This is a genomic window from Pseudomonas sp. AC463 (assembly GCF_979253585.1).
This window is the reverse complement of sequence record NZ_CEEDDZ010000012.1, coordinates 190,809-205,058: the sequence shown is the minus strand read 5'-3', so window position 1 is coordinate 205,058 and position 14,250 is coordinate 190,809. Positions and strand designations below refer to the sequence as shown.

Annotated in this window: 11 protein-coding genes and 1 pseudogene; 3 read left to right on the top strand and 9 right to left on the bottom strand. The window is 63.4% G+C overall.

The genetic code is table 11. From position 1 onward, the window contains the following. Positions 1–44: 44 nt before the first annotated feature. The 5 genes from AC0IYH_RS17175 to AC0IYH_RS17155 all read right to left on the bottom strand — a co-directional run bounded on the left by AC0IYH_RS17175 (position 45) and on the right by AC0IYH_RS17155 (position 5,228). On the bottom strand, positions 45–989 hold the full coding sequence (locus AC0IYH_RS17175; protein ID WP_471835327.1) for a D-isomer specific 2-hydroxyacid dehydrogenase family protein: 945 nt from the start codon (positions 987–989) through the stop codon (positions 45–47). Further along, a complete protein-coding gene (locus AC0IYH_RS17170; RefSeq protein ID WP_471835325.1) occupies positions 986–2,155 on the bottom strand; it encodes an acyl-CoA dehydrogenase family protein in 1,170 nt (389 codons plus the stop codon). The genes AC0IYH_RS17175 and AC0IYH_RS17170 overlap by 4 nt, the downstream gene beginning before the upstream one ends. Before the next feature lie 63 nt (positions 2,156–2,218). Next, the gene (locus tag AC0IYH_RS17165; RefSeq protein WP_471835323.1) at positions 2,219–2,902 is read right to left on the bottom strand and encodes a peroxiredoxin-like family protein; all 684 of its coding nucleotides are present in this window, start codon (positions 2,900–2,902) and stop codon (positions 2,219–2,221) included. Then, positions 2,899–4,242, bottom strand: a complete 1,344-nt coding sequence (locus AC0IYH_RS17160; RefSeq protein WP_471835321.1) for an LLM class flavin-dependent oxidoreductase — start codon at positions 4,240–4,242, stop codon at positions 2,899–2,901. Before AC0IYH_RS17160 ends, AC0IYH_RS17165 begins: the two co-directional genes overlap by 4 nt. A gap of 11 nt (positions 4,243–4,253) precedes the next feature. Then, positions 4,254–5,228 carry an ABC transporter substrate-binding protein gene (locus tag AC0IYH_RS17155; RefSeq protein ID WP_471835319.1) on the bottom strand — a complete coding sequence of 325 codons (975 nt, stop codon included), beginning with the start codon at positions 5,226–5,228 and terminating at the stop codon, positions 4,254–4,256. 187 nt (positions 5,229–5,415) lie between these two features. Between AC0IYH_RS17155 and AC0IYH_RS17150 the strand changes: the two are divergent. The 3 genes and pseudogenes from AC0IYH_RS17150 to AC0IYH_RS17140 form a co-directional block, all read left to right on the top strand. Continuing rightward, positions 5,416–7,959: pseudogene (locus tag AC0IYH_RS17150) on the top strand (DUF6531 domain-containing protein); the annotation flags it as partial. A gap of 50 nt (positions 7,960–8,009) precedes the next feature. Then, on the top strand, positions 8,010–8,462 hold the full coding sequence (locus AC0IYH_RS17145) for an RHS repeat-associated core domain-containing protein (RefSeq protein WP_471835317.1): 453 nt from the start codon (positions 8,010–8,012) through the stop codon (positions 8,460–8,462). Positions 8,463–8,465: 3 nt separating this feature from the next. After that, entirely contained in the window at positions 8,466–8,753 is a 288-nt protein-coding gene (locus tag AC0IYH_RS17140; RefSeq protein ID WP_471835315.1) for a hypothetical protein, read from the top strand. A gap of 63 nt (positions 8,754–8,816) precedes the next feature. Here AC0IYH_RS17140 and AC0IYH_RS17135 read toward each other — a convergent pair whose 3' ends face one another. The 4 genes from AC0IYH_RS17135 to AC0IYH_RS17120 all read right to left on the bottom strand — a co-directional run bounded on the left by AC0IYH_RS17135 (position 8,817) and on the right by AC0IYH_RS17120 (position 14,217). Continuing rightward, the gene (locus AC0IYH_RS17135) at positions 8,817–9,170 is read right to left on the bottom strand and encodes a 4Fe-4S dicluster domain-containing protein (protein WP_471835313.1); all 354 of its coding nucleotides are present in this window, start codon (positions 9,168–9,170) and stop codon (positions 8,817–8,819) included. 35 nt (positions 9,171–9,205) lie between these two features. Beyond that, positions 9,206–10,729: an FAD-binding protein gene (locus tag AC0IYH_RS17130; protein ID WP_471835311.1), complete on the bottom strand. Its 1,524-nt coding sequence runs from the start codon at positions 10,727–10,729 to the stop codon at positions 9,206–9,208. 10 nt (positions 10,730–10,739) lie between these two features. Beyond that, on the bottom strand, positions 10,740–13,193 hold the full coding sequence (locus AC0IYH_RS17125; protein ID WP_471835310.1) for a TonB-dependent receptor plug domain-containing protein: 2,454 nt from the start codon (positions 13,191–13,193) through the stop codon (positions 10,740–10,742). A 193-nt stretch (positions 13,194–13,386) separates the two neighbouring features. Further along, positions 13,387–14,217, bottom strand: coding sequence for a TauD/TfdA dioxygenase family protein (locus tag AC0IYH_RS17120; protein WP_471835308.1), 831 nt, complete (start codon positions 14,215–14,217; stop codon positions 13,387–13,389). Positions 14,218–14,250: the final 33 nt, after the last annotated feature.

Here is a 14,250-nt window from a genome sequence, read left to right as displayed (position 1 = left end):
ATCGGGGGGCAAGCCCCCTCCCACATTTTGAACTTTGTTCGACGTTATCTATTCGCCAGGTTCGTCAGCTCCTGACCGGCAACATGCCGCTCGAGGTTCGCCAGGAATGTATCGGCTATCTCCTGCTTGCTATTGGTCGAAATCGCCGACGTATGCGGCGACAACCTCACCCTTGGATGGCTATACAACGCATGCCCATCCGGCAACGGCTCCGGCTCGGTCACGTCCAGCGACGCCAGCCCGACCTGCCCGTTATCCAGCGCCTCCAGCAGCGCCTCCTGATCCAGCAAGCCACCGCGCGCGATATTGATCAAATGCAGCCCCGGCTTGGCGCTGCCGAGCACATCGCGGTTGATGATGTGCCGCGTGGCCTCGGTCAGCGGCGCGGCGACCACCAGGTGGTCGGCGCGGGTGAACAGGTCGTGGATATCCCTGGCTGCTTCCACGCCCTCGCCGAACGGCGCCTGGCTCTGGCGCAGCGCGACCACCTTGATGCCCAGTGCCAAGGCTTTTTGCGCCAGGCTTGCGCCAATCGCACCAAAACCGAGAATGCCCAACGTGGTGCCCTTTAGCGGACGCAACGGAGTGAAATTCCACTGCGCATCCTTCACCCAGATATCCGGCAAGTGCTTGGACGCGGCAAAGATTGCCGCCAGGGCGAACTCGGCCAGGTTGTCGGCGGCGCTGCCTCGCGAGGTGGTCACCGGCGGGCCGTTGAACAGCCAGTGCGGGTAGAAGTCGATGCCCGACGACACCAGGTGCACCCACTGCGCGCCGTACGGCCAGCCGGGCGGTGGGGTATCGGGGGCGGTGTAGCCGCGCACGTTGATCGGGCGCAGCAGCAGGATATTCGCCTGCGGCGGCAGGTCGCTCGGCACACCTGCGGGTACGCCGATCACCTGAGCCTCGGGGTGAGTGGCGGCCAGTTGCGCACGAATGACGTCGTTGTAGTCCTCGTCCAGCTGGCTGGCAATAATCACCTGGGTCATGTGCGTTCCTTCTGGCGTTGGGTGAAGACAGCTTTGCCGACGCCTTGCAGTACGGCGTCGTTCTGCGGCGTGTGCACGCGGCTGCACAGCACGTCGCGGTAATGCCGTTGCAGTGGGCCATGGCGCGACAGGCCGGGGTTGCCCGACGCTTCGATGGCCAGCTCCACGGCGCGGATGGCGTTGTTGGTCACCAGGTACTTCAACTGCGCGGCGTTGGCGGCCGGGGTGTGGCCCTCGGCGGCGGCGTCGAGCAGGCTGCGGTTGGCAAACAGCAGGGTGTCGATGTGGCCGACGGTTTCCTGGAAGCGCGGCAAGCTGGCCAGCGCGGCGCCGAGGTTGGACGGCTGGCGTTCTTCCAGCCAGTTCACCAGCCAGTCTCGCGCGGCCTGGGCCACGGCGTCATACACCGAAGACAACAACACCGACATCCACAGGAAACCTTCGCCATCCAGCTCCGGCGACGGCGCACTCCAGGGGCTGACGCTGACCGCGTGGTCCAGCGGTACCAGCACGTTGTCGAGCACCACTTCATGGCTGCAGGTGGCGCGCATGCCCAGGTGGTCCCAGGTGTCGATGATGCTCACGCCGGGGCTGTCCTTGGGCACCAGCCAGGCGCCGACCAAGGGGTCGGCGTCGTCGCTGCGTGCCCAAACGCTGAACCAGCTCAGGCCGTGGCTGCCGGTGGAGTAGATCTTGCGTCCGCTGATGCGCCAGCCTTCGGCAGTGCGCACGGCGGTGGTCGCCGGCAGGCCGCCACGGGCCGGGGTGCCGAGGTCGGGTTCGACGCGCAGCGCGTTGATCAACGCGCCGTTGCGCACCGCGTCTTCGGCCACTTGGGTGCGCAGGTGATGTGGCCAGGTCTTGCTGTCTTGCAGGCGCGTGTGTTGCAGGTATTGCATCACCAGGATCAGCGCGGTGGAGGGTTCACCCTTGGCAATCGCACTGATCGCCTTGCGCGCTTGAGGCAGGCTCGCGCCGCCACCGCCGAGGGCCTTGGGCACGGTGAGAGCGACCAGTCCGTGTTCGTGCAGCAGCTGGAAGTTGGCGTGGGGGAAGGCGCCGCTCTCGTCGTAGAGGGGCGCGGTGCTGGCCAGCTCGGTGGTGAGGCGTTCGAGCAGGGCTTCGAAGTTGGCGACTTCCACGGAGCGTAGAGACGGTTGGGTCATCAGAATGTACTCATTCAAAAATGTGGGAGGGGGCAAGCCCCCTCCCACAGGAGATTTGTGGGCTTAGATGGCCAGGCGGACGGGCTGCTCTTCCAGCAGCCGCTCCACAGCCTGCAACACCGGCTCCGCCTCGGTGCGCACCAACCAGTCCGGGCTGACCTCCACAAACGCCACGCTGCCATCCCTGGCGATCACCACCACCGTCGGCTGCGGCAACTCCCAGGTGCCGGTACCCGTGGTTTCGCCGATGTGATTGCCCTTGGCCAACGCGGCATTACGCGACGCTTCATCGAAGCTGTAGAGAATCCCCAGGCGCCGCCCGAGGTTGTTGTCCGGGTCGCTGGCGACCAGCAATTGCAGGGCGTGGCGGTTCTTGATCTCCACCAGGCGTTCGGGCACTTGCGGGCTCACTGCCACCAGCGGCACCCCCAGCTCACGCAGGCGCGGGTAGAGTTGGCGTTCGTAATAGGGCAGGGCGATATTGCACGCCGGGCAACCGGCGAAGCGGAAGAACACCAGCACCGCCGGGCCGTCGGCCAGCAGCAGGTCGCGGGTCAGTTCGCCGCCTTCCACGCTGAGCAGGGTAAAGGGGTCCAGCTCATCGCCGACTTGCACGTAGTCATCGGGGCGGGCTTCATCCACCAGGCGCTGGCGCTGGTCGATATTGATCTGCAGCGCCGCCGGCGCCCACGTGGCTACACGCTCGGCGTGCAAAGCAGCCAACTGACCGTTGAGGGATTCGCTCATGCCAGTGCCTCCTGGGGTTCTTCGACCTCGACGCTGTAACGGTTGGCCGGTGCTTCCAGGCCCAGGTTGTCGCGCAGGGTGTGGCCGGTGTATTCAGTGCGGAACAGGCCGCGCTGTTGCAGCACCGGCACCACCAGTTCGGTGAAGTACTGCAAGCCATCCGGTAGCACTGAATTGATGATGAAACCGTCACTGGCGCCGCTTTCGAACCAGGCCTGGATCGCATCGGCGACTTGCTCCGGGGTGCCGACAAAATCACGCTTGGGCCGCGAGAAGCGCAGGGCCACTTCGCGCAAGGTCAGGCCTTCGTCCCTGGCCAGTTGCTTGATGCGGTCGGAGCCGCCTTTCTGGCTGTTGGAGCCCAGGTCGCCGAGCTCCGGGAACGGGGCGTCCAACGGGTATTGGCTGAAATCATGGTCGTTGAACGGCCGGCCGAGGGCGACGATCGCGTCTTCCACGGTGACCAGGTCCACGGCCTGCTGGTAACGGTTTTCCACTTCAGCCTCGTCGCGCCCGACAATCGGGCGGATGCCCGGCAGGATCGACAGGCTGTCGACGTCACGGCCAAAGCCTTTGGCGCGGCGTTTCAGGTCCTGGGTGTACGCCAGGCCTTCCTCGAAGCTTTCCACGTGCACAAAAATCGCATCGGAGTTCTCGGCGGCAAAATTACGCCCGGCCTCCGAGGTGCCCGCCTGGAAAATCACCGGCTGGCCCTGGCGTGAGCGTGCGATGTTCAGCGGGCCCTTGACCGAGAAAAATTCACCCTTGTGGTTCAACGCATGCAGCTTGCTCGGGGTAAAAAATTCGCCGCTCTGTTTGTTGTAGGCAAAGGCGTCGTCTTCCCAGGAATCCCACAGGCCCTTGACCACATTCAGGTGTTCCTTGGCGATGCGATAACGCACGGCGTGGGGCGGGTGTTCGGCCTTGCCGAAGTTGTCGGCGGTGCCGCTGAGCCACGAGGTGACCACGTTCCAGCCGGCGCGGCCGCCGCTGATATGGTCCAGGGACGAGAACTGGCGCGCCACCTGGTAGGGCTCGGTGTAGCTGACGGTCACGGTGGCGACCAGGCCGATATGGGTAGTGAGCGCCGCGAGGGCGGACAGGATGGTCAACGGCTCGAAGCGGTTGAGGTAATGCGGGCTGGACTTGGCGTGGATATGCAGGCTGTCGGCGATAAACACGAAATCGAACTTGGCCGCTTCGGCCAGCTCAGTCTGCTGCTTATAAAACGCGAAGTTGGTGCTGGCGTTCGGTTGGGCGTGCGGGTGGCGCCATTCGCCCCAGCCGTGGCCCACACCGTGGACCATGGCGCCCAGTTTTAAACTACGTTGCTTGCTCATGTTCTGCTCCTTTAGCGAGACGCTTGGGAAAGTGGGACACGCTTGGCGTTGAAGCTCTTGTCGAAACCTTGCGACACGTCGATGTGTTTGGTCAGCAGGCCTTCTTGTTGATAGGTGTCGGCCGTGGCTTGCAGGCCGCGGATTACCGCGTCGTCAATCGCCACGGGGGTCAGGTGGGTGTCCTTGGCCACTTCCACGTGCACGGCCAAGGGCAGGCCGGTGATCTTGGCCTGGGCGGCGGCGTATTCGTTGGGGTGGGCGTTGGCCCAGGCGTAGGCGCGGTCCAGGCGTGCGACAAAATCGTCCAGTTGCGGGCGTTTGTCGGCGATGGCCTGGCTGGTGGCGGCCAGGTACAGGTGGTTGCTGAGCAGTTTGTTGCCACTTATCAGCACACGGGCCTGGCTTTGCGAGGTGACCACGGTGGTATACGGGTCCCACGTGGCCCAGGCGTCGGCGGTGCCGTTATCCAGCACCAGGCGCGATTCGCTGGGCAGCAGGAAAATGAACTGCACATCCTTGGTGGTGAGCCCGGCGCTGGCCAGGGCCTTGATCGCCAGGTAATGCCCGATAGAGCCGCGCCCGGTGACGATTTTCTTGCCCTTGAGGTCGGCCACGGTCTTGATCGGCGAATCCTTGGGCACCAGCACGGCGGTGGTGTTGCGGCCTTCGGCGTGGATGATGCTGACCACCTTGAGCGACGCGCCGGCGCCCAGGGCGAACACGTACGGCGCATCGCCCAACGCGCCGATATCCACGGCCCCGGCATTCAGGGCTTCGCCCAGGGGCGAGGCGGAGGGGAATTCCGACCATTGGATTTCATACGGCACATTCTTGGTTTCGCCGGAGACTTCCAGCAGCGCCTTGATGGTGGATTTCTGGTTGGCCACCCGCAGCGGTTGCAGGTCGGCGGCGTGGGCGGTAGTCGCCAGGCCAAGGGCCAGGGCGGTGCCCAGGAGCAGGCGTTTGAACGGAGTGCTAAAAACCATGGGGGGCAGGCTCCAGGCAGATCGAAAAAGGGTTCGGCTACCTCCGCCTGGAGAAGGGGTCGGTGAGGAGTTCACGTTATTCCCATAAAAACCTGCTGTGAAGTTCTTTTTGGTTATAAGGTAATTATTAAAATAATTGATTATGTGCTGATTGATTATTCTCTTATTGCATTTGAGTCGGTGAGGCTATCTGGATATCGCCGCGAGCTTTTTCTCGCAACTGTGGCGCCCAACGGTGGCGGCTCCGGTTGCGGGCGCAATGCCTTGCCCTGCTGACACGATTGAGTGCAATAAACATCCGGCAATGCCCGCGCAATACCTCGCCGAGGGCTCAAGTTCTGTATTCATCAATGGCCAGCCGGCCGTGCGCAGCGGCGATAGAAGTACCTGCGAGGCGAAGGTCGGCAACGTACAGATCTCCTCGAATGTAAGCATCGGCGGCGCGCCGGTGGTGGTGCGTGAAATTCGCAGCGGCAAGACGCCCGGAGTCGGTTTGGCGGTCTCGGCACTGTTGATGCTGCGCGGTGGTGGCACACGATTTTTCAGCCAGTTGCCGTGCATGGCGGTGGGCGGGCTGGTGTCGTGGGGCAGCAGCCAGGTGACCGGCGCTTTAACGTCGGCGGCGGTGGGCTCACCCAACCCGGTACACAGCGCCACCGGCGCGAAGATCCTCGACGGTGCAGAAGACCTGGACTTTGCTTTACCCGGTCTGCTGGCGATTGAGTGGCAGCGCTACTACAGCAGCCGCGATGAGCGTCGCGAGGGGCTGTTCGGTACCGGTTGGAGTGTGATCTACGAGGTCTGTGTCGAGATTGGCATTCACCCCGAGGGGGGCGAGCGACTGCTCTACACCGATGAACAGGCGCGGCAAATTGACATGGGCGTGATTCCTTTGGGGTGCGCGGTGTTCAGTGCCGGTGAAGGGTTGAGCGTGCGGCGCCATGCCAACGGCCCACTGCTGATTGAAAGTGTAGACGGCATCTACCGGCTATTCGAGCCAACACCCGGCAACCCCTCGCACCTGCGCTTGAGCCAGCTGGGTGACCGCAATGACAACCGGCTCCTTTTCGACTATGACGTCCAGGGCCGCCTGAGCCAGTTGCGCGACACCTTCAACGATGTGGGAATCGAACTGGCTTACAGCCAGCAATGGTCCGCACGGGTTGAGCAGATTGAGCGCCTCTATCCCGATCACAGCCGAGAAACCCTCGCCAGCTATGCCTATGACGCGCGCGGTGATCTGGCCGAAGTTCGCGACGCCGCAGGGCTCACGCAGCGCCGCTTCGCCTATGACAGCGGCCAGCGCCTGGTCGAACACCAGCTGCCCACCGGGCTGCGCTGCTTTTACCAGTGGGCCTGCGTAGATGGCCGCGAATGGCGTGTGACGCGGCACTGGACCGACGACGGTGACGAGTACAGGTTCGACTACGACATGTCGGGCGGGGTTACGCGCATTACCGACGGTTTACAACGCGTCAGCACGCGCCGCTGGAACCCGCAGTACCAGATCACCGAGTACACCGACACCCTGGGGCAGACCTGGCGATTCGACTGGAATGCTCAGCGCCAGTTACTCGGTGCTACTGACCCCCAAGGCGGCCGCTGGCAGTTCAGCTACGACGAGTCCGGCAACCTGTGCAGCACCCAGGATCCTCTGGGCCGTATCGAGTCAATCGCCTGGCTGGAGCATTGGTCACTGCCGCTGATCGAGACCGACGCCGCCGGCCACACCACTCGCTATCAATACGACCGCCGCGGCCAGCTGCGCCAACGGGTCGATGCCCACGGCCGGCAGGTTGGGTTTCGCTACGACGCCTATGGCCGCCTGCAAACCCTGACCAACGAAAACGGCGAGCACTACGGTTTTACCTGGGATCGCGGCGATCGCCTCACCGAGCAACAAGACCTCGACGGCAGCGCCCGGCGTTATACCTATGACGCGCTGAACAACCTGGCGGCTGTCGACTACGTGCCGTTGAACGACGCGGCGTCTATCGTGCATCGCCTGGAGCGCGACGCGGTTGGCCGCCTGTTGGTGAAAGTGACCGACGATGGTCGTACCGAATACACCTACGATGCCGTCGACCAACTCATCGCCGTCCGCTTCAGCGCTGCTGATGAGGCCACTCAGGCCCTGGCTTTCAGCTACGACCCGCTTGGCCAACTGCTTAGCGAGCACAGCGCTGGCGGCCGCCTCAACCACTACTACGACGAGCTCGGCAACCGGCTCCAGACCCAATTGCCCGACGGCCGCTGGCTCAATCGCCTGTACTACGGCAGCGGCCACCTGCACCAGATCAACCTCGACGGCCAGGTCATCAGCGACTTCGAGCGCGACCGCCTGCACCGCGAAGTGCTGCGCACCCAGGGCCAGCTCACCACCCGCAGCGAATACGACCGCTGCGGCCGCCTGCGCCTGCGCAAACGCAGCCCCACAGGCCAGCCCAGACAACTGCCGGCAGCGCACCAGAAAATCTTCGAATACGACCCGGCCGACCACCTGATCGCCCGCCAGCAAGGCAGCCAGCGCCAACTGCTGCACTACGACGCCACCAGCCGAATCCTGGCCACCCAGGACAACACCCAAGGCCAACAGGAAACGTTTGCCTACGATGCCGCCGCCAATTTGCTCGACGGCCCACAGCCCGGGGCGGGCTGGGTGCGGCATAACAAACTGCTGGCGTATCAGGACAAACGCTATCGCTACGATGGCTTCGGTCGAATGATCGAAATCGGGAGACGGGGCTGCACTACAACACTTTCCGGTTTTATGACCCGGAAGTGGGGCGGTTTACGACGCCGGATCCGATTGGGTTGATGGGGGGAGTAAATACTTACGCCTACTCGCCTAATCCATTTATGTGGTTAGATCCATTGGGGCTGACAGCCTGTCCAAAGAAAGTGGAGGCCTTGCGTAATGGCCCTCAAAAAACAGTCGTAAGGGTTAAGGATAAAAGAGAGGCAAGCGAGTTATTGGTCGCAGCATTTCCTGATATACAAAAAGTCCGGGGTGTTGGGTCGCAAGATGCTGACGGTATAAGGAAGAAGCATAAGATGGATCAATTTAAAAAGAGAGATGGAAGAGCCCGTTATAGAAAAGATTATCCAATCAACAAGGAAACAGGGCGTGTTTACGGTCATGACGACCCGAAAGGCACTGGCCATGGTGAACTACCACACGTCAATATCAAGCGTGCTGACGGAACAATGGTTCGTATTGATATCGAGGGTTAGAAAATGAACGAACTCATAAGGGCGATTAATGCCGGGAAGATTAGAGGCTACGAAGAGCGACGCAACATTAGTGGTGAGGAGGTTTTTTTTCAATGCGCTATAAAAAAACAAAATGATGTTTACTGCACATATTTTTTTGTGGTGGAGGTGTCGCGAATGGACATGATTGAGGATGACGAAAATGAAGAGGTGAAAACGCATTTTAGTTTGGATGCTGCATTGGAGTATTTGGTTGGTAAAGGTGCTGTGATAGAAAAATTCACAGTAATAAGAAAAACATTGCCTTTCTAGGGGCGCATTTGGGCAGCTGCCTGGAACAGGCGTGGACGAATATTAAATTTGCCCACGTTCTGTTCATTGAGCTGAAGTCGCCCGCGCCAACGCAAAAATCCCATCCATGCGCCAATGCTCATTCCGATGGCGCGGATCATCCGCCCATTCATCCCAGCCGGAATCCCTTCGATACTGCCCGAGCAAGCCTGACTCGCGCACGGCCACGGGGTCGGGGTGGTGCAGGTGTTCGACGTCCGGGTCGACGTACAGCGCGTCGCTGCTGCAATACAGTTCGCACATGAAGCAGGTCTGGCAGGCTTGCTGGTTGGCGATTTGCAGCGTGCCAATCGCGTCCAGGGCCAGCACATTGGTGGGGCACACGGCGACGCACTGGCCGCAGCCGTTGCACAGGTCGGAGTAGATCAGTTCGAGCATGGTTGGGGACCTCTAGTGAGTGATCTGCAGGGAATTCATTCACTGGATAAAAGTGGATCGAAGCGCGCTTGAACCTGCGCCACGCCGGACAGCCGCAAATGCGCGTCATACCCTTCGCTCTGCGCCGGCGCATCGCTGCGTTGGTGCATGCCGCGACTCTCCTTGCGCAGGGCCGCGGCGGTGTAGCACCAGCGGGCCGTGGCAGCCATGGCGGCGGTTTCGCGGGCGCGCAGGGGGTTGTCGTGGGTGGAGGTGCTTGCGCTGATCTGATCCCAGACATTGTCCAGCTCACGCAGCGAGCGTTCCAGCTGGGCACCCGAGCGAAACAGGTTTTTGTCCAGTGGATGAACCTCGGCCTGGATGCGCTGAATCAGCCCGGCGCCACCGCCCGCCGCGCCGTCAAAGCCGTGCACGGCGCCGTGATAGGCCGCCTTCTGACGTGCCAGCCGCGCCGCACCGCGCCCGGCCCATTGCCCGGTAGACAAGGCCCACGCCGAGTTCTGCGCGCCGCCGCCGGAGGTGGCGCCGGCGATCGGTTCGCGGCTGGCGGCATCACCGGCCGCGAACACGCCGGGCACGCTGGTCTGGCAATCGTCGTCGATCAACCGTAAACCGCCGACACCGCGGATGGTGCCTTCGGGGTGCAGGGTCACCGCAAACCGTTCCCGGTACGGGTCGACCCCGCGCCGGTCAAACGGCAGCATCAGGTTGGGCTGGATGCTCGGCAGTTGCGCGCGGATGTCCGCCGGCACGCGGTTGAGGCGGCAATACACTGGGCCATTGAGCAGCGCGCGGGCCAGGTCTTCGGTAAACGCGGGGCCGGTGGCGATCCCCAGCGGGCGGTCGGCTGCGTCGAAGTACTCGCCGAAGCTGTACACCATCGAGCGGGTCATGCTGCTGCCGGCGGCGGCGATGCAGTAGTAGTTGGAGAACTCCATGCCCGACAGCTCGGCGCCGGCCTCGGCGGCCATCAGGTAGCCGTCGCCGGTGTTGGTGTGGCTGCCCAGCAGGCGCGACAGGAACGCACAGCCGCCGGTGGCGAGCACCACCGCGCCGGCGCGGATCAACCAGTTGCCGCCGGCCTGGCGTCGCCAGCCGCGCGCACCGACGACGGCGCCGTGGTCGTCGCGCAGCAGTTCCAGGGCGGGGTGGTGGTCGAGAATGGTCACGCCGCTGTCGAGTACAAGGCGGCGCAGGCCGCGCAGGTATTCCGGGCCGCGCAGGCCGCGAAACTGGGTCACGCCCTGTTCGTTCTGGGGGAATGCGTAGTAGTCGCGCAGGCCTGGCAGGCTGGTCCAGGTGGTGTCGATGGCGCGTGCCATCCAGCGTGCATCGGCCAGGCCGTGGGCGCTGCCCAGGCGTTTGTCGATGGCGGCTGCGCGGCCCTCGGGCGCCACCCACCAATGGCCGGGGCCGGCGGTGGCGGTCACACCGCTGGTGCCGCAGTAGCCTTTGTCGACCAGGATCACTTTGACGCCTTCACGGGCTGCGCCGATGGCGGCCCAGGTGCCAGCCAGGCCGCCGCCGACGATCAACACATCGCAACTCAATTCAGTCATCACCCAGGCCTCAGAAGTTGTACGCCAGGCGCGTGTAGTAATACGCACCGCCAAAGCCGAACGGCGAAAACTGCCCGTACTCATAGGCGCCGGCCCAGTCCTTGATGCCTTTTTTATCCGGGTACACGTTGAACAGGTTGTTGGCGCCCAGGGCCACGGTGAAGTGTTTGTTGATGTCGTAGGCGGCGTCGAGGTCGCTGATCCATTTGGCGCTGAACTTGCGGTCGTTGATCGGGTTGTTGTCGCCTTCGATGTAGCTGCCGAAACGGGTCAGGGCCAGGTTGAGGGTGTAGGCGCTGACCTTCCAGTTGGCTGCCAGGATCAGCTTGGATTGGGGGGTGGCGACGGTCAGGTCCTTTTGCAGGCGGCGATCGAAGATCTGGTAGTTGGAACCCAGGCCGGCGAGCGCGGGTGGGGTGTCCTGGAGTTTTTCGATCTTGGTCTGGTTCCAGTTGTAGGCCAGGCTCCAGCGCACTTGGCCGTATTGGTCGAGCTGCTGGCGGTACTCGTTGATGATGTCGATGCCACGGGTGCGGGTGTCGACGGCGTTGGTGTAGTACTGCGCGTAGAGCCCCGGCGACAGGCCGTTGGCGGCCAGAATCTGCGACACCGCCGGCCCGCCGAGCAGGCTGGTGGACACGATGCGGTCACGGATGCCGATCTGGTACAGGTCGGTGGTCAGCCGGTAGTTCTGCGTGGGTTCGTAGGTGAAGCCGAAGCTGTAGTTCAGCGACTTCTCGGGCTTGAGTTTTTCCGCGCCCAGGGCCTGGGCTTCGGCGGTGTCCACCGGCAACACCTTGACCGGCACCGACACCTGCTGGCCGTTGACCACACCGCCGGAGGTGAAGGTGGACGAGGCGTAAATGGTCTGCGCCAGCGACGGCGCGCGAAAGCCGTTATTGATGGTGCCGCGCAGGGCGAATTCCGGGGTGAGCTTGAAGCGCGTCGACAGCTTGCCGCTCCAGGTGCTGCCGATGTCCTGGGTGTAGCGCTCGTAGCGCGCGGCGGCGCCGACGTACCAGCGGTCGGTCACGTCCAGGCCGAGGTCGAGGTAGCTGGCGACGTTGCTGCGGCTGATCTCGCCGGCATCCGCGGTGCTGGTGCCGTTGTAGGAGGCCAGGCCGGGCAGCGGTGTTTGCCCGGCGAACGGGCCGCTGGGCAGCACGTAATTACCGGGGGTGTAGGAGGCATAGTCACCGGCCTCGATCTGGTATTTCTCCCAGCGGTATTCAAAGCCGAACGCGGTTTGCAGTGGGTGGCTGAGGCCGATGTCGAAGCTGCGGCTGAGGTCGAGGTTGTTGGTCCACTGGTCGAAGATCTGCGAGGCCAGGTTGAATGAGGTCGGGCTGGTAGGGCCGAGCGACGGGTTCAACGTGTTGTTGGCGTTGAGGGTGGAGTCGTCCTCGCCCCAGGTGGAACTGATGTCGTAGTCCCAACCGCCGACCAGGCCCTTGAAGCCGCCCGCCACCTGGAAATCCTTGGTGCGGTTGCGGCGCTGGGCGTGGATGCCGTCGGGGTAGGGCGTGTTCGGGTCGCCAGCCAGCGAGGTGATTTCGTTGGGGCGATAGTTGCCGGTGACCTTGGTGGTTTCCATGTAGCTGGCGGTGGAGAACGAGTAGAACTTGAGGTCGTCCTGCAGCGGCAGTTCGAGGTTGTAGCTGGCGTTGGTGACCTTCTCGCGGCCCAGGCCGTAGCTGGGGTTCCAACCGTGGCGGTTGACGCTCTGGTCACGGCTGTCGGGGGCGGCGGCCGTGCCATACAACCGGCCGGTGGCGCTGCCGGTGCGGTTGAAGGGTTCTTGCTCCTTGCTGTCCAGCGCCAGGTTGGCAAAGCCGTCGTTGGGCAGGGCCAGGCCGTAGTTGACGGTCTGGTGCACGGTGTCGCCGTCACCGGCGCCGTAGCGGCCGAAGGAGGTTTCGGCGCTGCCGCCGCTGTCGTTTTCCTTGAGGATGATGTTGATCACTCCGGCAATCGCATCCGAGCCATATTGCGCGGAGGCGCCGTCGCGCAGCACTTCGATATGGTCGATGGCCGACACCGGGATCAGGTCCAGGTTGACCGGCACCGCCGCCGTGCCGATGCGCGCCAGGTTGTTGATCAGTGCGGTGTTGTGGCGTCGTTTGCCATTGACCAGCACCAGCACCTGGTCCCCCGACAGCCCGCGCATCGTCACCCCGCGCACCGACCACGAGGTGCCGCCGCCGTTGATGGCCGGCAGGTTGAACGACGGCAGCAGGCGCGCCAGCAGCTCCTTGAGGCCGACCTTGCCGCTGGCCTGCAGTTGTTCGGCGCTGATCACGTCGATGGGCGAGGGGCTGTCGGCGATGGTGCGCGCCTGGTTGCCACGGTTGCCGGTGACCACCACGGTGCCGAGGGTTTTGTCGGGGTCTTCGGCCTGGGCCGGGACGGTGACGGCGAGCAGGCTCAGCGCTGCTGCGCAATACTGGAAGCGCGATGGAGGCATGGAGCAGATTCCTGAAGACGATAGAGCGCCGCTACCCCGTCTGTGGTTGCGACCCCTTGTGGGAGGGGGCTTGCCCCCGATGGCGGTGCATCCGTCACAACACCTGTGGCTGACACTCTGCTATCGGGGGCAAGCCCCCTCCCACAAGGGACCACAATCCACAGTGGGATCTGTGTGGAGTTGGAATAAGTGATCAGGCCGCGTTGGCAGCTCTTACCCGATGCGGAATATCGTCATAGGCGATCAGCACCCGTTCCATGCGGCGCGGGTAGTCGCCGTAGTTGTAGACGGGGTAGTGCAGGGTCGAGCGGTTGTCCCAGAACGCCACGGAACCGGGGCGCCATTTGAAGCGCACCTGGTGTTCCGGCTTGTTGAATTCCAGCAGCAGGCGGTCGATCAACTGCTTGCTTTGCTGGGGTGTCCAGCCGATCACCGAGGGGTTCTGCGAGAAGTTGATGAACAGGCCGTCTTCGCCGGTTTCCGGGTGGGTGCGCACCAGCGGGTGGGCGAGGATCGGGTAGTCATAGCCGACCTTGTCCAGGGACTTCTTGAAGTCGTGGACCACATGCAGGTCGTCGATCTCGGCGCGCAGCTCATCCGGCAGCGCGCGGTACACCGCGCCGGTGTCGGCCCATAGCGTGTCGCCGCCGACTTCCGGCAAGTCCACCGCACGCAGCACCGCGCCGAGGGTGGGTTGCAGCAGCCAGCTGGTGTCGGTGTGCCAACGCCCGCTGATGCGCGGGCCGTAGAGCTTGCGCTCGTCCTGGGCTTCGATCAGGTGGGCGTGGGGGCGGGTGGGGTCGTTCTGCTGGGTGGTGGGGTGCACGTACAGCTCGCCGAATTCCTTGGCGAAGGCGATCTGCTGTTCGGTGTTAATAGCCTGGTCGCGAAAGAACAGCACCTTGTGGGTCAGCAGCAGGTTGCGCAGTTCGTCGCGCAAGGCCGGGGTCAGTGGCTGGCGCAGGTCGATGCCGGCGATTTCGGCGCCGAGGGTCGGTTCCAGGCGGGTGATATGCAGGGTCATGCGGGTGTCCTCTCGTGTGTGGGTTCAGCCTCC